24 protein-coding genes and 6 pseudogenes are annotated in these 26,506 nt (G+C 69.8%); 11 read left to right on the top strand and 19 right to left on the bottom strand.

Features of this window, described 5'->3' with window-relative positions; genetic code table 11:
* The coding region (locus tag ACZ6NC_RS38745; RefSeq protein WP_465738591.1) for a GNAT family N-acetyltransferase at positions 1–735 on the bottom strand (735 nt) is incomplete at its 3' end.
* 42 nt (positions 736–777) lie between these two features.
* A pseudogene (locus ACZ6NC_RS38740) lies at positions 778–1,538 on the bottom strand (IS256 family transposase); the annotation flags it as partial.
* 163 nt (positions 1,539–1,701) lie between these two features.
* On the opposite strand from ACZ6NC_RS38740, the gene istA reads away from it, so the two are divergent.
* The 3 genes and pseudogenes from istA (at position 1,702) to ACZ6NC_RS38725 (ending at position 4,458) form a co-directional block, all read left to right on the top strand.
* Complete coding sequence (istA, locus tag ACZ6NC_RS38735; protein WP_465738590.1) at positions 1,702–3,333, top strand: IS21 family transposase; 1,632 nt, start codon at positions 1,702–1,704, stop codon at positions 3,331–3,333.
* Positions 3,330–3,974 (top strand): annotated as a pseudogene (gene istB, locus ACZ6NC_RS38730) (IS21-like element helper ATPase IstB); the annotation flags it as partial. The gene istA and the pseudogene istB, both read left to right, overlap by 4 nt.
* An 88-nt stretch (positions 3,975–4,062) precedes the next feature.
* Positions 4,063–4,458 carry a hypothetical protein gene (locus ACZ6NC_RS38725; protein ID WP_389609056.1) on the top strand — a complete coding sequence of 132 codons (396 nt, stop codon included), beginning with the start codon at positions 4,063–4,065 and terminating at the stop codon, positions 4,456–4,458.
* A 7-nt stretch (positions 4,459–4,465) separates the two neighbouring features.
* Here the strand turns inward: ACZ6NC_RS38725 and ACZ6NC_RS38720 are convergent, their stop codons facing one another.
* From ACZ6NC_RS38720 to ACZ6NC_RS38710, 3 genes are all read right to left on the bottom strand, one after another.
* The gene (locus tag ACZ6NC_RS38720) at positions 4,466–5,452 is read right to left on the bottom strand and encodes a tyrosine-type recombinase/integrase (protein WP_465738589.1); all 987 of its coding nucleotides are present in this window, start codon (positions 5,450–5,452) and stop codon (positions 4,466–4,468) included.
* 669 nt (positions 5,453–6,121) lie between these two features.
* The gene (locus ACZ6NC_RS38715; RefSeq protein WP_053706924.1) at positions 6,122–6,436 is read right to left on the bottom strand and encodes a helix-turn-helix domain-containing protein; all 315 of its coding nucleotides are present in this window, start codon (positions 6,434–6,436) and stop codon (positions 6,122–6,124) included.
* On the bottom strand, positions 6,433–7,497 hold the full coding sequence (locus ACZ6NC_RS38710; RefSeq protein WP_465738588.1) for a tyrosine-type recombinase/integrase: 1,065 nt from the start codon (positions 7,495–7,497) through the stop codon (positions 6,433–6,435). Before ACZ6NC_RS38710 ends, ACZ6NC_RS38715 begins: the two co-directional genes overlap by 4 nt.
* Positions 7,498–7,642: 145 nt before the next feature.
* Between ACZ6NC_RS38710 and ACZ6NC_RS38705 the strand changes: the two are divergent.
* Positions 7,643–7,783: pseudogene (locus ACZ6NC_RS38705) on the top strand (ATP-binding protein); the annotation flags it as partial.
* 37 nt (positions 7,784–7,820) lie between these two features.
* Positions 7,821–8,279 carry a DUF4279 domain-containing protein gene (locus ACZ6NC_RS38700; protein ID WP_465738587.1) on the top strand — a complete coding sequence of 153 codons (459 nt, stop codon included), beginning with the start codon at positions 7,821–7,823 and terminating at the stop codon, positions 8,277–8,279.
* Between the two features lie 134 nt (positions 8,280–8,413).
* Here the strand turns inward: ACZ6NC_RS38700 and ACZ6NC_RS38695 are convergent.
* From ACZ6NC_RS38695 to ACZ6NC_RS38675, 5 genes and pseudogenes are all read right to left on the bottom strand, one after another.
* A pseudogene (locus ACZ6NC_RS38695) lies at positions 8,414–8,911 on the bottom strand (transposase); the annotation flags it as partial.
* A 256-nt stretch (positions 8,912–9,167) separates the two neighbouring features.
* Complete coding sequence (locus ACZ6NC_RS38690) at positions 9,168–9,833, bottom strand: GOLPH3/VPS74 family protein (RefSeq protein ID WP_465738586.1); 666 nt, start codon at positions 9,831–9,833, stop codon at positions 9,168–9,170.
* A gap of 17 nt (positions 9,834–9,850) precedes the next feature.
* Positions 9,851–10,690, bottom strand: a complete 840-nt coding sequence (locus ACZ6NC_RS38685) for an SDR family NAD(P)-dependent oxidoreductase (protein WP_465738585.1) — start codon at positions 10,688–10,690, stop codon at positions 9,851–9,853.
* A gap of 12 nt (positions 10,691–10,702) precedes the next feature.
* Positions 10,703–11,284, bottom strand: coding sequence for an SgcJ/EcaC family oxidoreductase (locus ACZ6NC_RS38680; RefSeq protein WP_465738584.1), 582 nt, complete (start codon positions 11,282–11,284; stop codon positions 10,703–10,705).
* Positions 11,281–12,012: an SgcJ/EcaC family oxidoreductase gene (locus tag ACZ6NC_RS38675; protein ID WP_465738583.1), complete on the bottom strand. Its 732-nt coding sequence runs from the start codon at positions 12,010–12,012 to the stop codon at positions 11,281–11,283. Before ACZ6NC_RS38675 ends, ACZ6NC_RS38680 begins: the two co-directional genes overlap by 4 nt.
* 106 nt (positions 12,013–12,118) lie before the next feature.
* Here ACZ6NC_RS38675 and ACZ6NC_RS38670 point away from each other — a divergent pair, with 106 nt between their 5' ends.
* Positions 12,119–12,565, top strand: coding sequence for a MarR family winged helix-turn-helix transcriptional regulator (locus ACZ6NC_RS38670; protein WP_465738582.1), 447 nt, complete (start codon positions 12,119–12,121; stop codon positions 12,563–12,565).
* Positions 12,566–12,836: 271 nt separating this feature from the next.
* Positions 12,837–13,091 (top strand): annotated as a pseudogene (locus ACZ6NC_RS38665) (Tn3 family transposase); the annotation flags it as partial.
* Here the strand turns inward: ACZ6NC_RS38665 and ACZ6NC_RS38660 are convergent.
* The gene (locus ACZ6NC_RS38660) at positions 12,986–13,381 is read right to left on the bottom strand and encodes a hypothetical protein (RefSeq protein ID WP_465738593.1); all 396 of its coding nucleotides are present in this window, start codon (positions 13,379–13,381) and stop codon (positions 12,986–12,988) included. The pseudogene ACZ6NC_RS38665 and the gene ACZ6NC_RS38660 sit on opposite strands and share 106 nt — an antisense overlap.
* Positions 13,382–13,425: 44 nt before the next feature.
* On the opposite strand from ACZ6NC_RS38660, the gene ACZ6NC_RS38655 reads away from it, so the two are divergent.
* Together ACZ6NC_RS38655 and ACZ6NC_RS38650 are read left to right on the top strand one after the other, a co-directional pair.
* On the top strand, positions 13,426–14,130 hold the full coding sequence (locus ACZ6NC_RS38655; RefSeq protein ID WP_465738581.1) for a GntR family transcriptional regulator: 705 nt from the start codon (positions 13,426–13,428) through the stop codon (positions 14,128–14,130).
* 58 nt (positions 14,131–14,188) lie between these two features.
* Positions 14,189–15,052, top strand: a complete 864-nt coding sequence (locus ACZ6NC_RS38650) for an SCO6745 family protein (RefSeq protein WP_465738580.1) — start codon at positions 14,189–14,191, stop codon at positions 15,050–15,052.
* Here ACZ6NC_RS38650 and ACZ6NC_RS38645 read toward each other — a convergent pair.
* Both ACZ6NC_RS38645 and ACZ6NC_RS38640 read right to left on the bottom strand, forming a co-directional pair.
* Positions 15,006–15,410 (bottom strand): STAS domain-containing protein, encoded by a 405-nt coding sequence (locus tag ACZ6NC_RS38645; protein ID WP_465738579.1) that lies wholly within the window; start codon positions 15,408–15,410, stop codon positions 15,006–15,008. The genes ACZ6NC_RS38650 and ACZ6NC_RS38645 overlap by 47 nt on opposite strands.
* A 43-nt stretch (positions 15,411–15,453) precedes the next feature.
* Positions 15,454–15,933 carry a hypothetical protein gene (locus ACZ6NC_RS38640; RefSeq protein WP_465738578.1) on the bottom strand — a complete coding sequence of 160 codons (480 nt, stop codon included), beginning with the start codon at positions 15,931–15,933 and terminating at the stop codon, positions 15,454–15,456.
* Between the two features lie 953 nt (positions 15,934–16,886).
* On the opposite strand from ACZ6NC_RS38640, the pseudogene ACZ6NC_RS38635 reads away from it, so the two are divergent.
* Positions 16,887–17,036, top strand: a pseudogene (locus tag ACZ6NC_RS38635) (IS982 family transposase); the annotation flags it as partial.
* Between the two features lie 190 nt (positions 17,037–17,226).
* Here the strand turns inward: ACZ6NC_RS38635 and ACZ6NC_RS38630 are convergent.
* The 4 genes from ACZ6NC_RS38630 to ACZ6NC_RS38615 all read right to left on the bottom strand — a co-directional run bounded on the left by ACZ6NC_RS38630 (position 17,227) and on the right by ACZ6NC_RS38615 (position 23,293).
* On the bottom strand, positions 17,227–18,591 hold the full coding sequence (locus tag ACZ6NC_RS38630) for a glycoside hydrolase family 16 protein (RefSeq protein WP_465738577.1): 1,365 nt from the start codon (positions 18,589–18,591) through the stop codon (positions 17,227–17,229).
* 433 nt (positions 18,592–19,024) lie between these two features.
* A complete protein-coding gene (locus ACZ6NC_RS38625; protein WP_465738576.1) occupies positions 19,025–20,128 on the bottom strand; it encodes an IS630 family transposase in 1,104 nt (367 codons plus the stop codon).
* 140 nt (positions 20,129–20,268) lie between these two features.
* Entirely contained in the window at positions 20,269–21,258 is a 990-nt protein-coding gene (locus tag ACZ6NC_RS38620; RefSeq protein ID WP_465738575.1) for a S66 peptidase family protein, read from the bottom strand.
* A gap of 298 nt (positions 21,259–21,556) precedes the next feature.
* On the bottom strand, positions 21,557–23,293 hold the full coding sequence (locus ACZ6NC_RS38615) for a leucine-rich repeat domain-containing protein (RefSeq protein ID WP_465738574.1): 1,737 nt from the start codon (positions 23,291–23,293) through the stop codon (positions 21,557–21,559).
* Positions 23,294–23,791: 498 nt separating this feature from the next.
* Here ACZ6NC_RS38615 and ACZ6NC_RS38610 point away from each other — a divergent pair, with 498 nt between their 5' ends.
* Complete coding sequence (locus ACZ6NC_RS38610; RefSeq protein WP_465738573.1) at positions 23,792–25,495, top strand: DUF885 domain-containing protein; 1,704 nt, start codon at positions 23,792–23,794, stop codon at positions 25,493–25,495.
* Between the two features lie 464 nt (positions 25,496–25,959).
* On the opposite strand, the gene ACZ6NC_RS38605 is transcribed toward ACZ6NC_RS38610, so the two are convergent.
* Both ACZ6NC_RS38605 and ACZ6NC_RS38600 read right to left on the bottom strand, forming a co-directional pair.
* Positions 25,960–26,202 carry a hypothetical protein gene (locus ACZ6NC_RS38605; protein ID WP_465738572.1) on the bottom strand — a complete coding sequence of 81 codons (243 nt, stop codon included), beginning with the start codon at positions 26,200–26,202 and terminating at the stop codon, positions 25,960–25,962.
* Between the two features lie 67 nt (positions 26,203–26,269).
* The gene (locus tag ACZ6NC_RS38600) at positions 26,270–26,461 is read right to left on the bottom strand and encodes a hypothetical protein (protein ID WP_465738571.1); all 192 of its coding nucleotides are present in this window, start codon (positions 26,459–26,461) and stop codon (positions 26,270–26,272) included.
* Positions 26,462–26,506 lie beyond the last annotated feature (45 nt).

The following is a 26,506-nucleotide window of genomic DNA, read 5'->3' as shown; positions in this document are numbered from 1 at the left end:
CAACATGCACACGACACGCGAGTCAGCCTGAACGACTCTGTACCCACGAACGGGCGACACCAGATCATCCAGAAACGGACTTAACGTCCTCTGAGTGAAACCGGGGTCCGCGTACGAATCGACGACCGTCCTCCAGGCTGCACGGTAGTGGCTTGTCCCGATCGGCCCGGTCCGTATCCCGGCTGGCAGCTCGCTGCCCGGCTCGGGCACCTGCTGCAGATCGCCCAGCTCCAGCTCGACCAGGCTGAAGACACGTCGGTAGCCGGCTGCGCGCAAAAGTGCCGTGGCGTCCTGCTCGGAGGCCATGGCGTTCGCGCCGATCACTGCCGTCCGCGCCGTTTCATGCTGTTTGACGAGCTGGCGGATCCGCTCTTCGGCCCAGCTCAGCATGGCTGAGCCGATGCCCTGGCCGCGATGCTCGGGCAAGAGGTAGCCGCGGTGCAGGTACAGCCACGTATCGTCCCGCTCTTGCCACCACCGGATCGTCGAGTAGCCGACGACGCTCCCGTCGAGCACCACCAGGATCTGGTTCTTGGACGGCTCCTCCAACTTGGCAGAAGCTTCGGCGATCTCGGCCGCGGTCGGGAGCCCTTCCACTACCGACTGGACATCGACCCGGTCCCGTTCAACACACCCCAGCCGCACCGCGGCCATGGCGCCGTGGTCTTCGTCGCCGCGATACGGCCGGAACCCGAAGCCGACCGGAAGGTCCTGTCCTGCCGTGCCATCCAACATGACCGGATGTTCTCGAACTTCGAGGCAGGTCCGCCACCCTATTCACGCCGCGGTCGTCTGCGGCCGTTCAACGAGCTGGCCGCGTTCGAAGCGGGCCCCGGCGCGGACGAGGGCAACGAGGTGGGGTGCATTCACGGCTCGCCAGCGGGCCTGGGCGGACTCGACGAGCTTGAAGACCATCGCCAGGGCGGCGGTCCGGGATCCGGCGCCCTTGGTGACCTTGGTCCGCAGACGGACGGTCGCGAAGGTCGACTCGATGGGGTTGGTTGTCCGCAGGTGAATCCAGTGCTCGGCGGGGAAGTCGTAGAACGCCAGCAGCTCATCCTCGTCATCAACGATCTTCTTGACGGCCTTGGGGAACTTCGCGCCGTACTGCTTGGCGAACGCCTTGACCGCGGCGGCCGCGTGCTCCTTGTCCTCGGCGTTGTAGATGTCCTGGATGGCCTTCTTCGCCGCGGGCTGAGCTGACTTCGGGAGGCTGTCGAGGCAGTTGGCCGTTTTGTGAACCCAGCACCTTGGTGGCGGGTTTCGGGGAAGACCTCGTTCAACGCGTTCCAGAAGCCCAGGGCTCCGTCGCCGACGGCGAGGACGGGAGCGCGCATGCCGCGCCGCTGGCAGTCCCGCAGCAGGCTCGCCCAGGACTCCGAGGACTCGCGGTAGCCGTCGGCCATCGCGATCAGCTCCTTGGCTCCGTCCGCGCGCACGCCCATGACGACCAGGACCGCGGCCTTCGCCTCCTCCAGCCGTATGCGCAGGTGGATACCCTCGGCCCAGACGTAGACGTAGTCCGTGGCGGACAGGTCTGGCGTTGACGGTCTGAGTTGGCCCCACTTTTCCGGTCCGAGTTGGCCCCACCGGCGGGGCGCATGGGAGCGTTCGGGGGTTGTTCCGGCTTGAGTTGGCCCCACCCCTGACGTGGGGCTGGGACGCTCGGTGTAGGTCTCCATGAGGGGGCGATGCCGGGTGGTGTCCTCGAAGGAAGAGCTGTTCCTGCTGATCCGCCGGGACTCGTGGCGGGAGGGGTTGTCGGTCCGCGCCCTCGCGCGGAAGTACGGCGTCCATCGGCGTCTGGTGCGCGAGGCGTTGTGCTCGGCGGTGCCGCCGCCGCGGCGGACACCGAGGAGGCATTCCCCGAGGCTGGAGCCGTTCAAGAACACGATCGACCAGTGGCTGCTGGACGATCTGGAGGCCCCGCCGAAGCAGCGGCATACCGTCCAGCGGGTCCTGGCCCGGCTTCAGCAGGAGCTCGGGGCGGACATCGCCTATTCGACCGTGTGGGACTACGTCCACCGGCGTCGGAGGGAGATCGCCGAGGCCGCCGGGGTCGCACCCTCAGCGGGGTTCGTGATCCGCCACAACCAGCCCGGCATGGACGCGGAGGTCGACTTCGGCGAGGCTTGGGTCGACCTGGCAGGCGAGCGCACCAAGTGCTACCTGTTCGCGTTCCGGCTCGCCTACTCCGGCAAGGCCGTCCACCGCATCACGATCTCCTGCGGACAAGAGGCCTTCCTCGACGGCCACGTCCACGCCTTCCGCACCCTGGGCGGCGTACCCGCAGGCCAGATACGGTATGACAATCTCTCACCCGCGGTGACCAGGGTGATCCGCAAGAGCAGGTCGCGGGAGGAACATCCGCGCTGGCACGAGTTCCGCCAGCACTACTCGATCACTCCGTTCTACTGCGAGCCGGGACTTCGCGGCGCCCACGAGAAGGGCGGCGTCGAGGGCCAGGTCGGCTACTGGCGGCGCAACTACCTCACCCCGGTCCCTCACGTCGATTCCCTTGACGAGCTCAACGACGCCTTCGCCGCGTTCGAACAGGCCGAGCAGAGCCGGCGGATTGGTATGCGGATCCGGACCATCGGCCAGGACTTCGCCCAGGAGGCCCCGCTCCTGCTGCCCTTCCCCGGCGACGCGTTCGAGACCGGGCTCGCCTTCACCCCGCGCGTTGACCGCTACGGCATGGTCGCCGTCCGGGTCTGCCGCTACTCGGTCCCAGTCCGCTACATCGGCCGCACCGTCCATGTCTTGCTCCGCTCGAACGAGGTTGTCGTCTTCCACGGCCGCACGGAGATCGCCCGCCACCCGCGCCTGACCACGAAGGGCGCCGAGCGGGTGGTGCTGGACCACTTTCTGGAAATCCTGCTGGCTAAACCGGGAGCCCTGGCCGGCTCGGAGGCCCTGGACCAGGCCCGCCGCGCGGGCACCTTCACCCCCGCTCACGAGGCCTTCTGGTCCGTGGCCAAACACGCCCTCGGCGAGAGCGACGGCACGAAAGCGCTGGTCCATGTCCTACTGCTGCACCGGCACCTGCAGCACCGCGACGTCGTCGCCGGCATCCAGGCCACGCTCGCGGCCGGGGCCTGCACCGCGGACGTCGTCGCCCTCGAAGCACGCAAGGCCGCCGAGAGTGAGGGCCGGTCCCCGACCGTCACGGTCACCGTTCTGCTGCCCGAACCGGTCGCCCCGCCGCATCTGCCGCTTCCGAGCCTTACCGAACGAAGAACCGCCCGCCTGCCACCCGACCAACGTCCCCTTCCAGCGCTTGAGCGCTGGGACCAGCTCCTGCATCACCGACCCGGAAGGGACCCGCGATGACCGGCCCGCACCACGCCCTGACCGAGCCCGCCTCCGACGCCGCCATCGACACGGCCTGCCGCGTCCTGCGGTTGCCGACCATGCGGGCTCAGTTCGCCGACACCGTCACCCGAGCCGAACGCGAGCACCTGTCCTACCGCGGGTTCCTCGCCGAACTGCTGATGGCCGAGTGCGAGGACCGCGACCGCCGCCGCTCCGAACGCCGCATCCGCGCGGCCGGCTTCCCGCGCTCGAAGTGGCTGTCCGACTTCGACTACTCGGCCAACCCCAGCGTCACACCCGCCCTGGTCAACAACCTCGCCGCCTGCGAGTGGGTCAAGAAGGGCGAACCGCTCTGCCTGATCGGCGACTCCGGCACCGGCAAGACACACCTGCTGATCGGCCTCGGCTCCGCAGCGGCGATGGCCGGCTTCCGGGTCCGCTACGCGCTCGCCGCTCGCCTGGTCAACGAGCTCGTCGAAGCCGCCGACGAGAAGCAGCTGACCAAGACCATCGCCCGATACGGCCGCGTCGACCTGCTCTGCATCGATGAACTGGGCTACCTCGAACTGGACCGCCGCGGCGCCGAGATGCTGTTCCAGGTTCTGACGGAGAGGGAGGAGAAGAACAGTGTTGCGATCGCCTCGAACGAATCGTTCGGAAAAGCGCACATGTTCCGCTCAACCTGTGCCAGGCAGCGCCGAAACTTCACGGGTTCCGGCAGGAACGCGGATGCTGCATGATCGAACGATGCTGGTCGAACTGGTGAAGGTCGCAAAGTTTCCTTGGAGCCCCTGGCTGGCCCAGGTCCGGACGCCGTTCGGCGGGACAGCGGTCCGCTGGTGCGGTGACCAGGCCGCGAAGCCGGGCAAGTACCACGTTGAGTGGACGGTCGATGAGGACATCGCCTGGGGTCGGAACGCGAAACCGGCTGTCGGCGTCGGACCGGGAGTCCGACCTGGCGGGCACTGCGTTGTCCTGCGCGGACGGCTGGACCTCACTGTGGACGGCGCCGCCGTGCTGGACTTCGATGGCTCGCAGATTCTGCTGGACCTTGCTGATCCGCTGCCCGAGGGTGTTGCCGGCACGTGGGTCGAGCTCTTCATAGAGCGCGAGAAGATCGCTCTCTACCCGTACGAACTCTGACCAGAGATCAGTCGTTGGCCGCCGCCCACTCCGCCAAGCGGGTCTCATCAATGCGGTCGGACAGATAGATCATGGTGGCCTCGGGGTCCATGCCGAAGGCGGCGGCGACAAGCTTGGGGTCCATGGTGTTGACCAGGTCGAGCAGTCGAGTGCAGCGGATCATGCGGGGTGGGAAGCCGCAGGCGTCGAGGACGTGACTGACATAGGCGGTGGACGCCGGCCCCCGGCCGGACTTCGTCTGGCGGGTGACCATCACATGCGGGTTGTCCGTCTTCTGTTCTTCGCGGTGGGCCAGGCAGCGTTCCACTGCCGCCCAAGACGGCGGATCCAAAGGAACCGGATGCGGACGGTCGCCGAGCCGAGCGGTCCGGGCACGAAAGTCGAGGTCAACGGCGTGGAGCATTTTGACCTCGCGGCTTGAGGCGCCGTGCAACAGGGCGAGCATGCCCAGTAGGGCCTCGTGCGGGTGGACGGCTGGATCCGTTGTCCAGCGGCGGAACAGCAGACGTTGCTGGTCAAGCGTCAGAGTCGTGCCGGTGAAGCCGCTCGGTCCTGTGGCGGTCAGACCGCGGGCGGGATCGACGAGGACGATCTTCCGGGATCGCGCGAAGCGGAAGAACTGTCCGAGCACCACCAGCCGACGCTTTCGGGCCTTGGGTGAGCCGGCTAGGAAGGCTTCGAGATCGTGCACGTCGGTCAGTGCCCAGTCCTCCTTGCCGCGCTCGCTGGCGAGGAACAGGGCGAGGTCACGCACGATGGCCAGTGCGGCTTCGATGGTGCCGTCGGTGCGGGGCAGCGTTCCGGCACGCCGGGATCGCTCACGCGAGCGGATCATGAAGTCGGAGAAGGCCTCCACCGAAGGTCGCAGGGGGCCGGGGACCGCGAGGACCCGGCGTTGTCGGCGGCCGGCCGCGAGCCGCTCGGCCTGGTCGGTGGCCATGGCCAGACCGCGACTGGTGAAGAAGGTTTCCAGGGCACGGGCGAGGGCGCCCATCGAACGACCCGGGCGGCGGGAGCGTTCGAGTACGGACTGGGGGAGGTTGGGCTGGCCGTCCCGAAGAAGCCGCCCGAGGGAAGTGATCATCGTGCAGGCCCGGCCGACGGAGTACTTTGCGGCGAGATCTGTCGTGAAGTCCTGCAGCCAGTCGGGGGGATTATCGAGTTCGGCAATGAGGTGTTCGGCCCGGACTAAGGGGCGATCGGGGTGACGCTGCCAGCAGGCCGAGCACAGTCCAAGCCCTGCGTGCTTCCGTACTCTGCCGCATTGCTCACAGGCCCGGGGCGGCTGTTTGGCCTGCCGGGGACGCGAGCAGTGCCCGCACCAGCCGGTATCCTCGCGCAGATATCCGGGCCGGCTGCAACGAGGGCATGGATCCTTGGCGGCGTCGCGTTCGGACTTCCACAGGCAAGTGCGGCAGAGAGCGGAGGATTTGCTCCGCAACGGGTGCCCGCATGCGGTGCATACGCGAGAGCAGGTGATGCACCGGCCCGTGTCCGCCTGGAGGACGCGCTGCTGTCCGCACCGGGGACAAGCGGCACGGGCCGCGGCCTCCTTCTGCCGGGCGGTGCAGCGGCAGCAGTAGCGCCGGTCGATGAAGCCGACCGGTGCTCCGCAGCCGGTGCAGTCGCTCTGTTTAACGCCCACGATGCCGCCCTCTCCGGGTCAAAGAGGAGGCATCGAACGGCCCCGCGCGGAGACTGCCTTCGGCAGGTCGGCGACTGGCCGAATCGGGGCCGCGGGACGTTCGACGGGGGTGGTGTCGACCTCGAAGAGGTCGTTGGGGGTGCAGTCCAGAGCGGTGCACAACGCGATCAGAGTGGACATCTTCACCTGGGAGGGCTCTTTGCTGAACAGTGCAGACACCGAGGCGGAGGACATTTGCAGCCCGGCACGTTCGGCCAGCAGCCGCTGCAGCTGGGTGCCGGTCCAGACCTCGCGCTGGGCGGCGGCCATCCGCAGGCGCCATCGGATCTTCATGCGGAGCTGTCCCCCTCGGCGGTCAGCTCGCCGAGCGTGGTGGTCACCGCGCGGCGATAGGCATCCTCGATGAACGTCGCGGAGGGACGGACGTATCTCATGGTCGAGCTGACCGTCCAGTGACCAAGGAGCTGCTGGATTGCCACCAAGTCCACACCACGCTCGTAGTTATGGGTCGCGCAGGCCCTCCGCAGGGCATGCGGACTGAACCGGTCGGTTGCCGGGCGGCCTTCGAGTTCCATCAGATAGCGCAAACGGTTGCGGATCGTCCCGCGGTGCAGACTGCCTCCGGACTCGTCCGCAAACAGCACCGGTGAGTCGGGGAACTTCCCGCGGACGTCGTCGAGTAACCAGTGCAGGACGAGGTCGAGTCCGTCCAGCATCGGCACCCAGCGCGGCCGGGGCCCGGAGGTGCGGGCGCCTTTGCCGAACCGGACATGGAGTTTCCCGAACGGGCCCCGCGTGAAGTGGAGGTCCGGGCGGTCCAGAAGCGACGCCTCTTCCGAGCGCAGGCCGGCGTGATAGAGCGTTCGGAACATCGCGTAGTCCCGGGCGGCGGGCGCGTACTTTCGTGCCGTGGCGATCCGGGCCTTGAGGAACTCGAAGAACTCCGCGACCCGCTCGGGGGTCGGTGGCGGCAACTGGGCCGGGGAGTCGTCGCCGACATGCCGGGACGCGTTGAACTCATCGACCGGGCAGACCAGACGCACGCCGAACCCGGCTTCGATCTCGACGGCCTTGCGGACCTGCAGGAACCGGTGGAAGCCCTTGAAGATCTGCACATACTCGCGCCGGGTCGAGGCAGCCCGCCCGGCAAGAGCCAGGTCACCGACAACACGGTCGATGTCTTCGGGAGTGACGTCCCAGGCGGGCCGGCCCAGCGCGGTGAGCGTCCGCTCCAGCAGGCCGGTGTCGTTCTCAACCGTCACCGGACTGAACCCACGGGCCCGCCATGAGGCGACAAAGGCCTCAACGCAGTCGGCCTGAAACTCCCACGGATCGGCGGTCACCGGCTCCAGCAGGACGGCACCACCCTGGACCACCCTCAATTGGGATGCCACCGGCACACCTTCCTCGCACCTAACCGATCAAGGCAGCACCTGGAGAATCCGGGCACCACCACGAAGACCAACGAGGACAGCAGAAGATGGATACGGGCCGGTGGCAGCGGCGATCCACGAAAAGGAACATGTGCCAGCCCCAGATGGCTGGACCAAGACCTTCACCGACCCCCGGCTCTGCGCGGCCATCGTCGACCGCCTCACCTTCAACGGCACCATCATCGAGACCGGCACCGAGTCCTACCGCCTCGCGCAGACCAAAGCCAGGCAGCAGGCGAGAAAATAGTCAGGCGGCCGTGCGGCTGCGTCGGTAGTCTCCGCGGGTGTCGTTGACTCAGTACGTCTACTTTGCGATCTCCAGCGTGGGCACCACCGCCGACGAGATTACCCAGCTGCTTGGCGTGGAACCGGACGAGGTCACGGTGCGGGGGAGCCTGACGACCTCACCTCACACCATCCCGTTCTGTCACTGCTGGAAGGTTGTCTGCCGCGAGCCCGGCCTGCCAGTCGATGAGCAGATCGACCAGGTCATCGGCAGGCTCCGGCCCCGCATGGAGGCGCTCACCAATCTGACAACCCGTCTCGCAACCGAGGAGGGCCCCGGGGGCACGATTCTGCAGGTCCACCGCTACTTCAACCGGCATGACGAGCAGCCCTCCGACTCGCCGGACGACACGAACCTCTACGGCTGGCACCTGGACCGCGCGGTGGTGAACTTCCTCGCCGCAACCGGCGCAGATCACGATGTCGGCGAATACGACATGACGCCCAGCGACGACTGACTCCGCCCCCTTCAAAGCGGGGCCACTACAGACCGGAAGCGGGGCCACTCCGGGCCGGAACATAAGGGCCCGTCGCAGCAAGCCGGGGCCAGTTCAGACCGGAAAAGTGGAGCCATACCAAACCGTTAACGCCACAGGTCACGCTCGCTGAACGCCTTGTGGTCGCCCTGCCACTGGGCGGTCAGCCGGGTGACGGTGGCCGGGGACAGGCCGGCCGAGGAGCCGAGGAACTGCTCGAGCGCGGGCACGAAGTCCCCACTGGACAGGCCGTGGAGGTAGAGGAGCGGCAGCACCTCGCTGATCTTCGGGGACTTGCGGCACCACGGCGGCAGGATCGCCGAGGAGAACCGCTTGCGCTCGCCGGTTGCCTCGTTGATGCGCTTGTCGTTGATGCGTGGGGCCTTCACCTCGATCATCCCGGCCGCGGTGGTGACCTTCCTGGGCTGGTGATAGCCGTTGCGGACCACCAGGCGGCGCCCACTCTCGTCTCGCTGGTCGGCCAACTCGGCGATGCAGGAGTTGACTTCAGCCTCCAGAACGGCGGCCAGCATCCGCCTCGCGCCCTCGCGGACGATGTCGTCGATCAGAGAGCCGGTCTCGGTCGTTCCATCGGCATTCACTACGCTCAGCACGGGCGTGCCTTCCCAACCGACGGTGCAACGTCGGCCTACTCGATGACCAGAAGTCGATCACTCGAGAAGATCGCTTCACCCAGAGCACAACAGAAGCTGTCGACGTCGATGGCCTGACGGCCGTCCATCCTGAACACTGGCCCGGTGCCCGGTCGCCGTCGTCGTTCCGGTGTCGGTATCCCTGGGACAACATAGCCACGGACAGCCATGCAAGGCGGCCCGCAGGGGGTGGTGCGGACGGCGGGCAGAGCCGTCGTCAGGACACCGCTGCGGCAACGGCCGCGGCGGTGGTGGCGGCCAGCACCGCCGCCTGAGCGGCGCGGATCGCGTCGCGGAGGGCGTCGCCCGCCCACTGGCCCTCGGCGATCGCGGCCATCCTCGCCTCGACCTGCCCACGCGACAGGCCGGGAAAGGCCAGCCGGTACAGGCGCGCGCCGTGGAGCAGGGCGATCAGCCCGCTGGTGCGCTCGTCCGGCTCGGCGCCCTCCAGCACGGCGGCGGCGAGCCGCGCACGCAGCTCACGCTCGACAGCGCCGTCCGCCTCCGGGTAACGGCGAACCGGGAACAGGCCGAGCACCCGGCGCCGCTCCTCGCTGACGATGCCCCGCTCGCGCAGACTCGCCAGGGTCGCCTCGACGGTCTTGCCCTGGTCCGCGCGCAACCAGGCCGCCACCGTCGCAGACCTCGTCGTCCGGACCCACGCCCCGAGCCGCTCCAAACAGCCGTCGAGCAGCGCGACACCGGTCGGCGACGGATCGGTCACCTCCAGCCGGCCGCCGTCCACCCCGAGCCGCCCGGCGAGCGCCAGTTCCAGCAGGAGCCCGCTGGTGACGGTCCATCCGGCCGCCCACCGGTCCTTCGCCTGGCCGCTCTCGTCGTCCAGCGACAACAGCATGATCTCCTCGCCCAGCGTGACAGGCATGCCCCACCCCTTAGTGATCAAGAAACGCATGTACCCGGACGGGACGATTCCACCGCCGGAAAGGTTCCCGGGACGGGCGGGGCCAGGGAAGCGTGCCCACCGCCCGCGCGGCGGCGGGGGAGGATGCGGGCGGCGCCGACGAGGAGGCGGTTGGCCGTGCCGGGCACGACCGTGGGGCGGCTGCGGCGGCGCAGGGCCCGCAGGGCGGCGTCGACGACCTGTTCGGGGGTCTGCACCAGGGCGGCCGGCGCGTCGTCGTGCGGCTGGGACCCGGTGGCGGTCATTCCCGGGCAGACCGCCAGGACGTGAACGCCGGACGCCCGGTGCTCGGACCAGAGGGCCTCCGAGAAGGCGGTGACGAACGCCTTGGTGGCGCTGTAGACGCCGAGGTCCGGCAGCGGCATGTAGGCGAGTGTCGAGGAGACGTTCAGCAGGGCGTCGCCGGGGCGGGCCTGGGCGAGGAAGGCGTGGGAGAGGGTGACGAGGGCCTCGCAGTTGAGGCGCAGCATCTCCTGGGCGCGGGCGAGCGGGGTCGTGGCGAAGGGGCCGGTCGTCGCCGTTCCCGCGTTGTTGACCAGGAGGTGGACGCGCCGGCCAGCGAGCAGCCGGGCGGCCTTCCGGAGGCCGTCGGCGTCGCCGAGGTCGGCGGCCAGGTGGTCGTGGCCGGGGCCGAGCTCGGTCATGAGGGCCTGCAGCCGCTCCTCGTTGCGGGCGACGGCGATCACCTGGTAGCCGTCGGCCGCCAGGCGGCGGGCGAACGCGCGGCCGATGCCGGCGCTCGCTCCGGTGACCAGGGCGGTGGGGCGGTGGGCAGTGTCGGACGGTCGAGGTGCCACGGCGGTCGGCCGGGTGGTCATGGTGGCTCCGTCTCAGTTCGCCGCGGGCCGGGTGGCCGGCTGGAAGCGGAAGGAGACGGCCTCCATCAGGGGCTTGCGCCGGGTCTTCTGGACGGCGGCGATCCGCCACTGGCCGTCGGCCTCGCGCACCACCGTGTACGTGGCGAGCTTGCCGTACCTGCCGTTCTGCTCCGAAGCGCCGCCCTTGCGGACGTCGCCCCGGGTGACGGCCACGGCCGCGTCGGCGCCGTAGAAGCGGAGGTCGGTGATGTCCAGGATCAGCCGGGTGCCCTTGAGGAAGCTGTCGAACAGGGCCTGGTGGGCGCGGCCGATCTCCTCGCCGCCGTGGTACACGGTGCCGACGTAGGTGACGTCGGTGGCGTCCCGGGTGAAGCAGGCTCCGTACACGGTGCCGTCGCCGTCGGCCCAGGCTGCGGCGCTGCGCTGAAGCAGGGTGCGGATCGCGGCGGCGTCGGTCGCGCGGGTGGTGGTGGTGGTGGTAGTGGTGGCGTGCTGGTTGGCGGTCATGGTGTCTTCCTCCGGGTTCGTGTGCGGGGTGGTGGCGTGCGGGTGCGTGGCGTCGGTGCGCGGGTGCGGGCTGAGCGGGCCGGTCACTTCTCGGCCTCGGGCATGGTCGCCGAGTCCCAGAGGAAGGAGAGGCGCTCCATCACGTTCTGGCGCTGGGTGTTGTGGAAGGCGGCGATGCGCCAGCTGTGGTCGCTCTGGCGGACCAGCGTGTAGGACTGGGTCTTGGTCAGCTCGGACGGCTTCTTGGGCGTGCCGCCCTTGTAGGTGTCGCCGCGGCTGGTGATAACCGCGGTGTCCGGCCCGTAGAAGCGGATGCCGAGGAAGGAGTCGGCGAGCCTGGTGTCCTTGACGAATCCGTTGAACAGGGCGCGGTGGGCGTCGGCGATGTCGCGTCGGCCCTGATAGTGGGTGCCGACGTAGGTGGTGTAGGTGGCGTCGGCCGTGAACTGCTCGCCGTACGCGGTGGCGTCGCCCCGCCTCCAGGCCTCGGTGAGGGCCTGGATGGTGTTGCAGACGGCGCGGTGGTCGTCGGCGGTGGGCGTGCCGGCCGGGGTGGCGGTGACGGCGGGGGTGACGGCGGTGCAGTCGGTCTGGCCGAGGTTGCGCACGTCGGAGGTGGCGTCCAGCCAGAAGTACCCGCCGGTCGCGGTGACGGCGAGCGTGAGGGCGGTGACGCCGAGGGCACGCTTGACGGTGCGGCGGCGGTTGGTGGTGCGGCCATTCCCGGTGCCCGTCGGGGCGCTCCTGGGGTCGGTCGGCTCGCCTGTCGGCCCGGTCGCCCCGGTGGTCGCCCCGGTGGTGGTGACGGTGCTCATGGTCTCCCTTCCCATGGTAACTTCTTCAAAGAAGTTACTTCGTCGAAGATTTCTCTTCACAAAGGAAGAGATTAGGGAGTGGAGGAGCCACGTGTCAACGCCCGCCATGCGATCCGATGCGAGCGAGGTCTACCGCCGGTACCTGAGCGCCGTGATGCTGCACGGCCATGCCAGCGCCAAGGCCTGCGAGCTCGGCGCCACCGACCTCTATGCGCTGAACATCCTTCAACTGGCCGGCCCGATGACCCCGGGCGAGCTCGGCACCCGCACCGGCCTCACCACCGGGCCGACCACCCGGCTCATCGACCGCCTGGAGCAGGCCGGCTACGTGCGCCGGGCCCCGGACCCCGGCGACCGCCGCAAGGTGATCGTCGAGCCGATCGGCAAGCCCGCCGACCTCGACCAGGTCATGGCCCCGGCACGGCAGCGGATCGGCGAGCTCCTGAGGGACTACTCGCCCGAGCAGCTCGAAGTCCTCTTCGACTACTTCGCCCGGGCCACCGACGCCTACCAGCAGGCCGCCGAACAACTGCGCGCCCAGAGCACCGACTGAAGCACCGACACAACGGCGCTGCGGGACCCTCGCAACCATGCGGGGGCCCGCAGCGCCGCTGTCGCCTTCGGGGGCGTCGGCCGTCAGCCGCAGGGATCAGGCCTCCGGGCCTCGCCCCGCCGGGCGAGGCGGCGATCGCGTCGGTCTCGAAGAGCACCCCGAGCAGCGCCGGAGACTGACTGTCGGACATGTGACCTGGCGGGACGAGGCCGCCCGGCCCCGCCATCGGCCGCGCCCTCGGCCACCACCGCCATCCCGGGGCACCGACTTGTGGGGACAGGGCTCAACCGCAGTCGCCTCCGACTCCACGCACGTCCGCGCGTACGACCAGAACCTGTTCACCGAGTGGCACTCGCGCTACGGCGGCCGCGGGGTGCTCATCTACTGGCACGTGAAGAAGAAGTCCCTGGCCATCCACTCTCAGCTGATCAACTGCGCCGCCTCCAAGGTCGCCGCGATGATCGAGGGCGCCATGCGGCACGGCACCACCATGGACGTCGAGGCCAACCACACGGACTCGCACGGCCATTTACTTCCATGGACACCTTGCCCCTCGTCGAGGGTCGGGGGCGGCCGGCCGGGCCGTCGAGTGCGACGGCGATGGAGGCTTCCATGCGGGTCCACGAGAGCGGCGGCCTTCTCGAAACGGCGGGTGTGGCGGGTGCTCTTGATCTCGATCAGCCTGCCGTCGGCGAGGGCCTCGGCGCCGCCGCCGAAGAACCCGAAGTCCTCGACCTCCCGGATCTCGGCGCACTCGGCCGTACTCCAGCAGCCACGAGCGAGGGCCTGCGTGTCGCCCCCGCTGGGGTCGACCATGAGACTGATAATCGATTATCTATCTGATCGTCTATCATTTAGCCATGACCCAGACGACCCACACCTCGCCCTCGGCGGGGAAGCAGATGCTCTCCGAGCAGGTCTACACACACTTGCGGGATGCGATCATGCGCGGGGACCACGCCCCCGGTGACGCCCTCAAACCCCAGGACCTCGCCAAGGAGCAGGGCGTGAGCCTAGCCGTCGTGCGTGAGGCGCTCGTGCGGGTGGTCGGCGAGGGCCTCGCCGACCGGCTGCCCAACCGCGGCTTTGCCGTCCCGGCCTTCTCCGACCGTCGCTGGCAGGAGATCGCGGAGGCCCGCCGCACCATCGAACCGGTCATGCTGCGCATGTCCATCGAACGCGGCGATGTGGACTGGGAAGCCCGCGTACGGGCCGCCCACCACCGTCTGACCCGCACCCCGGCGTACGTACCGGAGGAGGGCAAGCACTACAGCAGCGCATGGGCCGAAGCCCACCGTCTCTTCCACCGCACCCTGCTGGAGGGTTGCGGCAACCTCGTCCTGCTCGAGACCTTCGACCGGATGTGGACCGCGAGCGAGCTGGCCCGCCGCTGGTCGGCGCACCGCAACCCCGACCGGGACGGCCTCGTGGAACATCGCCGGCTGGAGGAGGCGGCCCTCGCCCGTGACGCCGACACCGCAGCCAGGGTCCTGACCCAGCACCTCACCCAGACCGCAGCCGGACTGACCGACTGCCCCCACCACGAACCCACGAACGAAGCCTGATGCGCCTCGTCCACCTGGCCGCACGACCACACCTGATCACTGACATCGGAGCCACGGCATGACTTCCCTCGAGGCGAGCACACGCCGCCGCTGCCACAACGCCGTCAGCCCCCTGCACGCATCGGTGTACTTCGCACCGGAGCCGGAGGACGAACTCGCGGCGCTCGGGCTGGAACGCGGAGCCATGGTCTACCTCGCGAGCCGCGCGGCACCGCTCGGGGCCGTCGACGCGGGCACCGTCACAGCGACGTTCTACAACTTCAACCACGAGCACGTGCAGCGGTACATCCCCGCCGCGTGGACCGTGACCACACCGCAGGAGGTGCTCACGGCACGGCTGCGCGGCGCGGACCGAACGCTGCAGCGGCTGCTCGGGAAGGAGTCCCTCACGTCGACGGACATGACCGAGGCGGCCGAACTGGCGCTGCACGCCACCGAAGCCTGCCGCCGAGAGGCACGGCCGCTGTACGCCGCCAACGCCGACCTCCCCGTACCCGAAGAACCGCACCTGGCCCTGTGGCACGCCGCGACGCTGCTGCGCGAGCACCGGGGTGACGGTCACCTCGCCGCCCTGGCGATCGCCGGCCTGTCCGGCATCGAGGCGCTGGTACTGCACAACGCCACCGGCACGGCACCGACATCGGCACTGTTCATGCGGACCCGCGGGTGGTCCGCCCAGCAGTGGGACACCACCCGGGACCAGTTGCGCGAACGCGGCCTGCTAGACGAGGCAGGCAACCTCACGCAGGCGGGCGCGACCCTGCGCGGAGAGACCGAGGTACTCACCGACCGCCTCGACGCCGCCCCGTACGACCACCTGGGCCCGGCCGCCACCGCACGCCTCACCGAACTGGCAGACGGATTCTCCAGAACCCTCAGAGCAGCAGGCGCCTTCCCCTCGGTGCACTTCGGCAAAGGCTGAGGACAGGGGCCGGGAGACCGGCGCCCTCGCCATAGCTACGGTCAGGCGGCAGCCGGCCCCTCGACGGTCGGCAGCTCGACCGCCGCGCCGGGCTCCCGCCCCATCGCGAGCGGCCGGCACCACCAGACGCGAGAGAAGAAGCCTGCCGCAGGCGCAGCGAACCCTCAACGCCGCGGCGCCGGCTCTCGATCCGTGCTTGCAGCAGGGCGTTGAGGCCGGAGGAGTCGCAGAAGGGGACGCCCGCGAGGTCGATCACCAGTATCGGGGGCGGCGGGCTGGCCGCCAGGGCGCGGTGCAGCGCGGCGTCCAGGACGGGGCGGCGTCCAGGAGGGTGTCCCCCTGCTCTGAACTGCGGCATCAAGGTTTCCTGGGGCCAACTTGATGCAAACACAGGAGCAACCTCAGAAGTAACTCGTTCCGGGGGTCCAGCCGAGGGCGAGGTCGCCGATCCGGGCCTTGTACGTCTCGATGTCGTTGTAGGGCTCGATGGGCTGGCCGTGCCACTCGGGGTCGTCCGGGTCGTCGTCCAGGCCGAGGTCCATCGTCGTGGCCACCCAGCGTGGCATGTCGACGAGCAGCATCTGGTAGCGCACGACGTCGTCGGGGCGCAGCCAGCCGGTGGTGAGGGCGATGGTGTGGACGCGGTTGAATAGGTCGGGGCCCATGCCAGTGGTGGCTTCCACGCCGGCGGGTACCGGGGCTTGGACGAGGTGGTTGCGGCCGTCGGTGGTGGTGGCGGCCTGGGCGAGGACGTAGAGGTAGACGCGGACCGGGTCCGGGAGGGTGCTGGTGCGCAGGGAGGCGGTGAACTCGGTGCGCAGCCGGTCGACGGTGGCGGCCTCGGCAGCGCGGGCGGCGGCGTGGCTGGTCGTGGTGGTCACGCCGTGCAGCGTGGTCTTCGGGTGGGGCCGGTGCAACCGGCCTGTCCCCTCTTCGGGTGACAGGCCGGCTTCGGGTGACACGGCGCTCCTGCCGGGTCAGGTGGGCTGCTGCTGGTCGAGTGCCGTGGTCAGGAGGGAGACCGCGTGGGCGGCGTCCTCGGCGGTGCCAGGGCTGGCCGTCGTCGGGGGCGATGACCGTCCGGCCGTCGATGAACGCCGCCCATCCGGTGCCGGCCGTCTCCACCCAGCCGGCCAGGCGCCGGTCGGGCCTGCGTACCGCGAACACGGTGCGGTCGTCCCAGCCCTCGATCAGGAACGCGCCGTTGTGTGCGCTCCAGGTGGCGTGGCGGGTCGGGGCGCCCAGACCGCGCAGGAACGGTGCGGTGGAGGTGGTCTCGCCGGCGAGTGCCAGGCGCTGCTGCTCTGGGGCGCCGGCCTGGCCCGGCTGCTGGGGGATGAAGTTCTGCTGCACGGCCGCCGCACCCCTTGTTTCGACGCGCGTCGTTTCCGCCGCAAGGTCGTCAAGGCTGGCTTCAGGCGCGTGGGGGGCGGCATCCGGGGCGGGCGGGACGACGGCGCCAGGCGGTGCCAGACGGGCCGGGACAACCCTCCCGGGAGTTGGGACAACGGCGGCCACGGCGGAGCTTGATTCGACGCGCGTCGTTTCTGCCGGGGTGTTATCAAGGCTGGCTACGGGCGAGTCGGGGGCATGCTGCTCGACTTCGCGGCGGGCGACCACCATCTCGTAGCGCAGCACGTGGGCCTTGCGCAGCACGCGCTGGGTGGCGGCGGTGAGGCTGGTCTCCAGTCGGTCCAGGGCCCGGTTGCAGCGCAGGTCGTCGCCTTCGCCGCGGCGGGCCTCCTCCAGGCTCTGGAGGTAGCGGGCGGTGCTGCGCTGCATGGCGGGGGCGAGTTCCAGCAGTTCCTGGTGGCCGGCCTCGCCGCCGGTGGCCCAGCTCGACCTCGAACGCCACCAGGGCCGCACTCCGGGCGGAGCGATGGTCCGCGTCCTGCAACGCGTCCTCGCCCTGACCACCGCGATCTGGCACAACCTCCACACCGGCCAACCCGTCATGCGCTCGCTGACCGCCTACGACCACTAACCCTTCGCGTCAGTCATCTAGTCGGGACACTTCAGCGGGTAAACAGCAAGCCGGTACCCGCCCGTCCCGGCTTGCTCATGGAGCCGCCGGCGGACGAGTAGCCGAGCCGGGCGGGCCGTCGGGGAGAGGGCAGCGCAGAGCCCCCGGACACGCTTGGCGGCGGCACCGGGGGCTCTGTGCTGTGAACTGGTCAGTGCTGCCAGACCCGGACGTAGTCGACCTGCATGTCGGCCGGGGCCAGGACCGGACCGCCGTAGGACCCCACGGCGTTGTTGAGGATCAGGAACTGCGGCGAGGAGGTGATGCCGGTGGTGGTCTGACCGACCTTCACGCCGTCGTAGTAGTAGGTGACGGAGCCCGGCTGCCAGTCGGCACCGTAGGTGTGCCAGCCGGAGTAGTTGCCCGCGGCGCACCCACCGGGGCCGCCGGAGGGCGAGTGGAAGTGGAAGCAGGCCTGACCGCTCAGCCCCTCCATCACGTCCAGCTCGCCGTCGCCCGGCCAGCTCTGGCCGTCGGCCCAGAAGGCCGGCCAGTTGGCGATCTGCGAACCGGCGGGCGGCAGGTAGATCCGCGCCTCGGTCATGCCGTAGGCGAACTCGAAGCCGCCGGAGGTCCGTCCGTCGTGCGGGTTCGTGGAGACCAGGCCGGAGGTGTACTCCTTGGTGGCCGTGATCCCCTTCGAGGTGCAGGTGTTGGGCTGCTTGACGGCGGTCAGGTGCAGGCTGTCGCCGCTGACGGTGGCGTTCTTCGAGGAGTAACACTGGAGTTCGCCGGGCTGGACCGATCCGGAGATGCCGTTCCACCCGGACGGGACCCGTCCGCCGTCGCCGTACCACCCGGGGAGCCACTTGGAGCTGTCGAGCGAGCCGCTGCCGAACTCGTCCGAGAACACCCGGCGCCAGGTGCCGGAGACGCCCAGCGGGCCGGCCGAGGCGGTGGGCGTCGCGGTGGGCGAGGCCGTGGGCGTCGGCGAGGAGGTGGGGCTCGGGGACCCGGTGGGCGAGGGGGTGGTGGTCGGCGTCGACGAGGCGGTAGCCGTCGCGGTCGGCGTCGGCGAAGCCGTGGCGCTCGGTGAGCTGGTGGCCGTGGCTGTCGGGGAGGGGCTGGGGGTCGCGGCGGCGCCCGCGGTGAAGGCGTTGACCGGCTTCAGGTTGTGCCAGCGGTTGGCGAGCTTGTACGCGACGAAGTAGGTGTAGTTGCCCGCCGGGAAGGTCCGGCTCTCCGGGGTGAAGGTGCTCTGCTGCGCGGTGAGCGTGGTCGCGGTCGCACCGTGGAAGTCGTAGTTGGCGCCGCCGGCGGAGCGGACCGCGATGGTGAGGGCCTGCACCGAGGTCTGCTTGGTGGCGTGCAGCTTGGCGGTGGCGGTGACGGGGGCGTCGGTGCCGGCGGCGGTCGGCGTGATGGTGAGCGAGTCGACGACGACCGGCTCGGTCTGCCTGGCCGGTGCGGCCCATGCGGCCGTCCCCGTTCCGACGGCGGCCAGGGCGAGGCCGATCGCGGCGAACCGGTAGCGGTTGCCGAACGTGCTGCGGCGGTGCTTCGAATGCTTGGGCATACGTGAGAGGGCCTTTCGTTCCCCCCTCGGCTGGACCGGCAGCAGCCTGAACGAGGGGATGGTCCGTATGCAAGCCCGATGCCGCGGCCGAAACCGTGGCCCCGGTCACACTCCGGCTGAAAACTCCTGGCAGGAGCAGGCTTCGAGGTGCCTTGGCAGGCCGCGTGTGATATGGCGCACAGGTGCCGGCGGCGGGGGTGTGAGAAGGTCGCGGCACCGCACTTCGCCGTCTCCGAGGACGACGGCACCACACCACCCCGCCTCCGCAGGACAAGGCGGAGGCGGGGTGGTGCCGGTGGTCGGGCGGCCACGGCCCCGCCCCCGGTGTGACGGGGGGCCGACGGGTGGGCGCGCTGCGTCGCGGCGCCGACCGTGGAACGCGCCTGTGCGCTGCGGCCTAAGTGGTCGGCTCAGGAAATCCTTCGGGGGTTGATCATGCGGCCAGGGCGACGGAGGATTCTTGTTGGTCGGCGAGTGTGTGCCGATCGAGTCTGGCCAGCAGATCGTCCAGGTCGGTTGTGGTGAACTTCCACTGGAACGGCTGTGCCGTGGCGTTGTAGCGGTCTTCGAACGCTCGGAGCCGATTCCTGACCTGATCAAGGTCAGTGAAGTCGTTCGGTGTGACGACCTTGCGTTGTACGACGGAGAAGAAGATCTCTATCTGGTTCGTCCAGGAGGCGTGGACGGGGGTGTGGACCATGACGGCGTTGGGAAATCGGGCGGCGAGCCGGTCGGTAGCCTTCTTGCCGCGGTGCGAGGAACCGTTGTCGACGACCCAGAAGACGCGTCTCGCGCTGGCGTAGGGCTCTTGGGTCATGACCTGCTCGACCAGGGTCATGAAGGGCACGATGCCGGTCTTGGGCTCGCAGCGGCCGATGACCTTCGCTTGGTGGACGTCGTAGGCGGCCAGGTAGGCCAGGGCTCCGCCGCGGCCGTACTCGTGGTTGACGCGCATCGCCCGGGCCCGGCCCGGGGGCAGGGTGGGATGGCAACGGCAGCGGGCCTGGACAGAGGTCTTCTCATCGCTGGAGACGACGTACTCGTCCTCACCCAGCGCGACGCCCTCGAAGGTGCGGGCGTACAGGTCTAGGACGCGTTGTGCCTTGGCGCGGAAGTCCGGGTCGCGGATGAAGATCCAGGACCGGTACTGCCAGGGCTTGAGCGCGTCCTCGCGCAGCCAGCGGCGCACCGTGGAAGCGGAGATGCTGTCGGTGATCCCGCGCGCGGTCAGCTCGGCGGCTAGTTCCGGACACGACCAGCGCGACAGCGGTACGCCGGTCTCGGCGGGAAGATGGCAGGCCAGCGCCTTGGCCTCGGCGACCTGCACGGGAGTGAACAGGGCGGGACGTCCGGAGCGTTTACGGTCGGCCAGGGCCCGCAGCCCGCCGCGGGCGAAGCGGCCGCGCCAGACGCGGACCGTGTCCAAGTGCAGGCCCGTCTCGTGGGCGATGCGCGCGTTGGAGCGTCCCTGTGCCGCATGCAGGACGACCTGCGCGCGTATCCGCAGCCGGTGCTCAATCTTGTGGCCGTAAGCCATCCTCTTCAACCGCTCACGTTCGGCGGCGGTCGGGACTATCGGGCAGGCCGGGGCAACGCGCATGGCAGACGGGCCGATCGGGAGAAGCGGATCACGACGGGCCGCAGCCCGCCGAAACCCGTGCCAGGATCCAACAGAACTCAGCGTTCCGCGACCGCCGACTCGAGCAGGGACAGGGTCTGGTTGTCCGCGTCCACGTCTGCGCGGATGCCGAGGGGCAGCGGCAGGTTCGGCGAGGTGTGGCCGAAGTCGACCTGGGCGAGGACGGGGATGTCACGCTGCGCCAGGACGTCGAGCACAACGTCGCGCAGACCGGCCTGGTCTCCGCCGCCCTCGTAGGGCGTGACCTCACTCGGGATGCCGACCACCATGCCCGCGATCCGGTCCAGCACACCGGACAGCCGCAAGGTATGCAGGTCGCACCAGATCCGCGTGACCGGCCGCTGTACCTCTTCCCAGAACAAGACGGCGCCGTCGAACCGTTCGGCGGCCAGTGCGAATGGTGTCGCCTGCAACTGGACCAGGCGGTTCAGCAAGCCGCCGACCAGGGGTCCCTGCGCGCGGCCCGGCTGCCAGGTTTCCCAAGTCCCCCTTGCCGGCAGCACGCCCGGTGCCTCGGCCTTGGTAAGCACACGGGCGTAGAGGTCGACGAGTTCGGACCGACGGGCCTCGTCGCCCAACGTGTACCAATCGCTACCGAAACCGTGGGTGACGATGTCGGCGTGGAAGCCGACGAGGCCAGTCTTGGCGTACAACGCCATGTGCAGCAGCGAGATGTCGCTGTAGCCGAGGATCGGCTTCGGGTCGGCCCGGACCGCATCCAGATCGATCAAATCGAGATAACCAATGGTCGCCTGGCCACCGGTGTGCGCGACGATGGCCCGCACCTCCGGATCCCGGAGCAGCGCATTGAGCTCGGCAGCCTGCTCCGCCGGAGCGCCCGCCGCCCACCAGCGGCTCCGCGCGGGGTCGACCATCGGGCTGACCCGCACGCGGAAACCCATCCGCTCCAATATCGCCACACCGCGAGCGAGCAGCGGCTCCTCACCGGGCTCGAGCCGGCCCGAGGGCGCGGTGACGACCACGAGATCGCCGGAACGCAGCGCACGGGGACGACGGATCGTAGGCATAGGGCCTCCTTGTTGATCGACAACGGCGGACAACCACGCAGGTACCGCTGGTATTCCGCCTCCTCGACGCGATCAAGCCAGGCCCCGGAATCCCGACAGGAGGCCAACGGTTGCCGACAACCTCCACGCTGACATGACGGTGACCCAGGGATGGCTGGTGCCGAGGAACGTTCACCGGCACCCCGAGGACGCCCTCGACGGTGCCTGCCAGCCCGACCTCGCCGCCCCAGACCTCTAACGAACCGACACAGAATCGGGCCTCGAAGTCAACCCCCGAAGGATTTCCTGAGCCGACCACTTAGGACTGGAAGTCGATCTGGGCGGTCGGGTGCGCGGCGGTGATCCGGTCGCGGACCGCCTGGGGAAGCTGGTTGTATCGCAGGTCGACCACCGTCAGGTCGGGGAGCGTGTCGAAATCCGCCGGCAGGTCTTTGAGCTCGTTGGAGGACATGTCGACGGTCCGCAGCCGGCGGAACGTCCCGATCCCGGCGAAGTGCTCGGGCTTGGGCTTGTGGCGCTTGGTGTTCCTGCGCCATTGGTCGATCCGGAGTTCCTCCAGCCCGGTCAGCTCCATGGCGAACAGCTCCCGCAGGAAGATGTGCCCCGGCTCGGGGGCGCTATAGCGGCTGGAGCGCCCGCTGAAGCCGAGGACCCGCAGAGCGGGCAGGCGGCCGAGGTCCGGCAGCGGGTCGCGCACCAGGCCGAGGCTGCCGCCGAGGTCGAGTTCTTCGAGCCGGGTCAGCCGAAGCAGGCTGTCGGGGACGGTGTCGAAGAAGTTGCCGCTCAGGTTGAGCCGGCGCAGGTTCGGGAAGGTGGTGACGGCCTCGGGGAAGGTCTGCAGGCTGCCGTGTGCTATGGACACGTCCTCGATGCCGGTCAGGCCGTGCGCGGAGTCGGGGAACACGACGTCGGTCACGTCGGCGACCAGCTTCCGCAGTGCGACCAGACCGCCGAAGGTGTCCGGCAGGACGAACCGCGTCACCTCGGGCAGGTTCCACTGAGCCGTCGTCGCGCCGGTGGTGACGGACAGGTAGGAGATGTCGAGTTCCTCCAGGGCGGTGAGCCGGCCGACAGCGGCCGGCAGGGTGAACTCGACCGCGTCCCCGTCCGAGTTCCGGTTGCCGGCGACGCACAGCACCCGGAGCGCGGCCAGGTCGCCGACCGATTCCGGCAGGGCGGTCAGTTCGCAGTTGCGCACCGACAGGTGCTCCAGCCGGATGAGCGTCCCGAGCGCCTCGGGCAACTCGCCGATCGGGTTGCCGTCCAGGATCAGAGTGCGCAGCCACGGCATCTGGAGCACCTCGGCGGGGAACGCCTGGAGTTTGCGACCGGTCAGGTCGAGGTGCTCCACCCGGTCGGCCAGAGCCCGGGACACGTCATCACCGGCCGTCTCGACCGCCGACCGGGCTCCGGCCCGCAGGACCGGCAGCCCGGCCCGCAGCCGGTCCAGGAACGCGTCGACGTCCAGGCAGCGGTCCTCCGCGTCGACGATCTCGGGCACGAACGCCTCGACGATGCTGTCCCCGACGGCGAAGTCGGCGTCATCGTCATCGCCGTAATTGTCCACCCAGCGCGCGCCAGGGGCGCAGACTTCCATGTGGTGGTCGAAGTCGATCACCCAAGGGGTATCGACGATCCCGGTCACCAGGGAGCCGTGGTTGTAATAACCGTGGACCAGGTGGGTGAAGGCGCCGTCGTGGATGTAGATCTCCGCTTCGCCGCCCTCCAGGGTCTCGGCCTCGGTGCGACCGCCGACGTAGAGCCCGGGCCGGTCGTCATAGAGCGCGATCGGGCCGTTGACCGTCAGGTCGCCAGTGACCACGATCAACTCGACGTCGCCCTCGGCGTCCCCGCCGCGCAGTTCGTTGATGGCAACCAGGAAACCCCCGTCGAGGGTGAGGTCGCCGTCAAAGAACAGCACCTCGTCGTAGCCGGGCGACGCTCCCGCACCCTCGAACACGGCGGACAACGCGCCGCCCAGACGGGCATCGGCATCGGCATAGGACAGGGATGCGGGGACGGCGGATTTCGGCATGGGGACGAGCATAGGTCCGCGCTATGACAGCCGTACGGGAAAGTCCAGCGCCGGTGTGAGGCTGCTGCCGGCGCACCGGGTTCCGCCGCGCCGCGCTCGCCCCGTCCAGCGAGCTCGCATGCAGGGGCGGCCGTCGAGATGGTCCCGAGCGGCCTGGACGAAGGCGCGGACGAGGAGGGTCTCGGAGGAAGCGCCCCGGACATCTCGACGTCATGGCGCCTCGTGGCGCACCCACCCGGATCGAAGCTGGCTGCTCGGTACCGTGCAGGCGTGCTGACCGCGTCGCTGTGGCTGCGGCGCGGCGCGACCTGAGCCGCGGGCCGAGAGCGGCCGAGTCCGTCACTTGACCAGATGGAAGCCCGGATGCCGGAGCCAGGCGGCCAAGAACCACGTCACAATCGAGCGGTCCCCCGTTCCGGAACGGGGGGTGCGTGGGGACAGGACGAGCAGAGTGACCGCTCCTGGCTGCTCCGGATGACAGTGCGTCATGATGCTGGCATGTCAGATGAACGGACCACCCCACGCGCCATCGCCGACAGCTACCTCGACCAGGTCGCAGCGCACGACCCGCTGGAATCCGCATGGCTGGGCCTGCACCCCGGCGACGACCGGCAGCCGGACCTCTCGCCGGAGGGCTTCGAGGCCCACGCCGAGATAGCACGCCGTTCCCTCGCCGCACTCGACGCCGCCCCGGTGACGACCGATCCCGCCGAGCTGGCCTGCGCCAGGCTGCTGCGGGAGCGACTCACCGCCGAACTCGCCGTCCACGACGCCGGTGACAACTACCGCCAGCTGCGGGCGATCGGCGCCCACGTCCACCAGGTCCGGGACATCTTCACCTTCATGCCCACCGCCACCGACGAGGACTGGGCGGCCGTGGCCGGGCGACTGCGCAATCTCCCCGGCGCGCTGGACGGTTACCGGGCCACCCTCACCAAGGGGATCTCCCGCGACCTGCTCGCCGCCCCGCGCCAGGTGGACGTGGTCATCGGCCAGCTCACCGCCTGGACCGGAGGAACGGCAGACCGGGCGGCCGGGCCGCAGGCGGGCGCTGGCGCCGGCTGGTTCGCCGGCTTCGTCGCGGGCGGTCCCGAGTCGCTCCGCGCCGAACTGGACGCCGCCGCCCTGCGAGCCACCGCCGCGGTCGCGGAGTTCCGGGACTGGATGCGGGACACCTACGCCCCCGCCGCCGCCGACACGCCGGACGCCGTCGGCCCCGAGCGCTACCTGCGTGCCGCCCGCTACAACACCGGCGCCGACCTCGACCTGGAGGAGGCGTACGACTGGGCCTGGAGCGAGTTCCACGGGACTCTCGCCGACATGCAGGCCGCGGCCGCCGGCGTCCTGCCCGGCTCGACTCCGCTGGAGGCCATGCGCCACCTGGAGCGGCACGGCCACGCGGTCAAGGGCGAGGAGGGCATCCGCAACTGGCTGCAGCAGCTCATGGACGGGGCGATCGATGCCCTCGACGGCCGCCACTTCGACATCACCGGACCGATACGCAAGGTCGAGTCCCTGATCGCGCCCGCGGGCAGCGTCGGAGGGCCCTACTACTCGGGCCCCAGCCTCGACTTCAGCCGCCCCGGCCGGACCTACCTGCCCACACTCGGCCGGGAGTCCTTCCCGACCTGGCAGCTCGTCAGCACCTGGTACCACGAGGGCGTGCCAGGCCACCACCTGCAGCTCGCCCAGTGGGTCGCCGTAGCCGACCGGCTGAGCCGCTACCAGGCCACGCTGGGCATCGTCAGCGCCAACATCGAGGGCTGGGCACTGTACGCCGAGCGGCTCATGGACGACCTGGGGTTCTTCGCCGAACCCGGCTACCGCATGGGTTTCCTGGACGAGCAGATGCTGCGGACCATCCGGGTGATCATCGACATCGGGATGCACCTGCGGCTCGCCATCCCCGCCGACTCCGGCTTCCATCCCGGCGAGCGCTGGACCCCGGCCCTGGCCGCGGAGTTCATGGCCACCTACAACGGCGCCTCGGCCGAGGAGCGGGGCGGCCAGATCGACCGCTACCTGGGCTGGCCGGGCCAGGCCATCGGGTACAAGCTCGGCGAACGCGTCTGGCTGGCAGGCCGCGAAGCCGCCCGGCGGCGCCAGGGCCCCTCCTTCGACCTCAAGACCTGGCACATGAAGGCCCTCTCCCAGGGCTCCCTGGGCCTGGACGATCTGGTCGGCAACCTCTCGGCGCTGTAGGTCCTGACAGCGTCGGACGAGCCGCGCACCGCCGAACCGCGCTGTCCTGGCAGGGCAAGGAGCCCCCCAGGGCAGCGCCCCGATGTGCGGTCCAGTGTCGTTGGGGCGCCCGCCCGACCACGACCAGGCTGAGACACGTGACCGCTATGAGAGGGTGACATATGAGTCTTCATCCGGGGCTCTTTCTGTTGCTGCGTCACCTGGTGGTCGCATTGTGGTCGCCGGGCCACATCGGCCGGGGCGCTGATGGTTCTTCTGTTGCTGTCTGCTGATACGCGGGCAGTTGCCGGTGCGGGCGTGGGCGCTGGCGCCAGGGGCGCTGGGTGCGGCAGACGGGGTGTCCGAGTCGGCGTTGTCGCGGGTTCAGGCGACGGCGTCGACGGCCGCGCGGGCGGCGAGGCGGGTGATCGACGATGTGCGGTCGCTGCTCACGGCAGAGGGTGCTTCGAGAGCCTGATGACGTCTCAACGGGGCCCGCCGGTGCGTACCTCCTGCAGGAGGCCCCAGGTGAAGTCGGCGATGTACGGCCGAGGCAGGCCCTGCGGGTCGGCGGCGGCGAACTCGAGCCGCCACCGGGTCGGCGCGGTGCTCTCGCGGGGCATGGCCGGCAGGAACGCCGCCGCGACGCCCGAGACGACACAGCTCCACGGGATCAGGTCGGCGAGCGGCCGCAGGACGGGCCGCGGCGCGTCGGCGGGGCGCACCACCGGCCACTCGTTCCAGATCGCGCCGCCGGTGCCCTCGGGGCCGAGCAGGACTCAAACGCAGCTCGGGTCAGAGCGGCAGCGCCCACTGCCGTGCCGTGCAGGTGAGGTCGCCGATCCTGCGGAGGAGGACCGACTGCGGTGGGCCGAGGACCGTGGTGTGGCAGGCTGCCCCGCGCGGGAAACGGGACGAACGGGTCATCGCCTGCCAGCGGTTGTTCGCTTCGCGCATCGCGGCGCGGGCGCAGTTCGTTGCGGCCATGACGTCCTCCAGGGGCGGTGGCGAGAACCATAGAAGAATGAAATC

Source organism: Kitasatospora sp. NPDC041988, from assembly GCF_055588525.1.
This window is presented reverse-complemented; position numbering and strand designations above follow the sequence as displayed.

Excerpts from the sequence above, each read along its gene's own strand:
- ACZ6NC_RS38725 (WP_389609056.1), top strand. The coding sequence starts at position 4,063 with ATGCTGGTCGAACTGGTGAAGGTCGCAAAGTTTCCTTGGAGCCCCTGG.
- ACZ6NC_RS38720 (WP_465738589.1), bottom strand. The coding sequence starts at position 5,452 with ATGGGCGCCCTCGCCCGTGCCCTGGAAACCTTCTTCACCAGTCGCGGT.
- ACZ6NC_RS38715 (WP_053706924.1), bottom strand. The coding sequence starts at position 6,436 with ATGAAGATCCGATGGCGCCTGCGGATGGCCGCCGCCCAGCGCGAGGTC.
- ACZ6NC_RS38690 (WP_465738586.1), bottom strand. The coding sequence starts at position 9,833 with ATGCCTGTCACGCTGGGCGAGGAGATCATGCTGTTGTCGCTGGACGAC.
- ACZ6NC_RS38685 (WP_465738585.1), bottom strand. The coding sequence starts at position 10,690 with ATGACCACCCGGCCGACCGCCGTGGCACCTCGACCGTCCGACACTGCC.
- ACZ6NC_RS38675 (WP_465738583.1), bottom strand. The coding sequence starts at position 12,012 with ATGAGCACCGTCACCACCACCGGGGCGACCACCGGGGCGACCGGGCCG.
- ACZ6NC_RS38670 (WP_465738582.1), top strand. The coding sequence starts at position 12,119 with ATGCGATCCGATGCGAGCGAGGTCTACCGCCGGTACCTGAGCGCCGTG.
- ACZ6NC_RS38660 (WP_465738593.1), bottom strand. The coding sequence starts at position 13,381 with ATGGTCGACCCCAGCGGGGGCGACACGCAGGCCCTCGCTCGTGGCTGC.
- ACZ6NC_RS38655 (WP_465738581.1), top strand. The coding sequence starts at position 13,426 with ATGACCCAGACGACCCACACCTCGCCCTCGGCGGGGAAGCAGATGCTC.
- ACZ6NC_RS38650 (WP_465738580.1), top strand. The coding sequence starts at position 14,189 with ATGACTTCCCTCGAGGCGAGCACACGCCGCCGCTGCCACAACGCCGTC.
- ACZ6NC_RS38645 (WP_465738579.1), bottom strand. The coding sequence starts at position 15,410 with ATGCCGCAGTTCAGAGCAGGGGGACACCCTCCTGGACGCCGCCCCGTC.
- ACZ6NC_RS38630 (WP_465738577.1), bottom strand. The coding sequence starts at position 18,591 with ATGCCCAAGCATTCGAAGCACCGCCGCAGCACGTTCGGCAACCGCTAC.
- ACZ6NC_RS38625 (WP_465738576.1), bottom strand. The coding sequence starts at position 20,128 with ATGGCTTACGGCCACAAGATTGAGCACCGGCTGCGGATACGCGCGCAG.
- ACZ6NC_RS38620 (WP_465738575.1), bottom strand. The coding sequence starts at position 21,258 with ATGCCTACGATCCGTCGTCCCCGTGCGCTGCGTTCCGGCGATCTCGTG.
- ACZ6NC_RS38615 (WP_465738574.1), bottom strand. The coding sequence starts at position 23,293 with ATGCCGAAATCCGCCGTCCCCGCATCCCTGTCCTATGCCGATGCCGAT.
- ACZ6NC_RS38610 (WP_465738573.1), top strand. The coding sequence starts at position 23,792 with ATGTCAGATGAACGGACCACCCCACGCGCCATCGCCGACAGCTACCTC.
- ACZ6NC_RS38600 (WP_465738571.1), bottom strand. The coding sequence starts at position 26,461 with ATGGCCGCAACGAACTGCGCCCGCGCCGCGATGCGCGAAGCGAACAAC.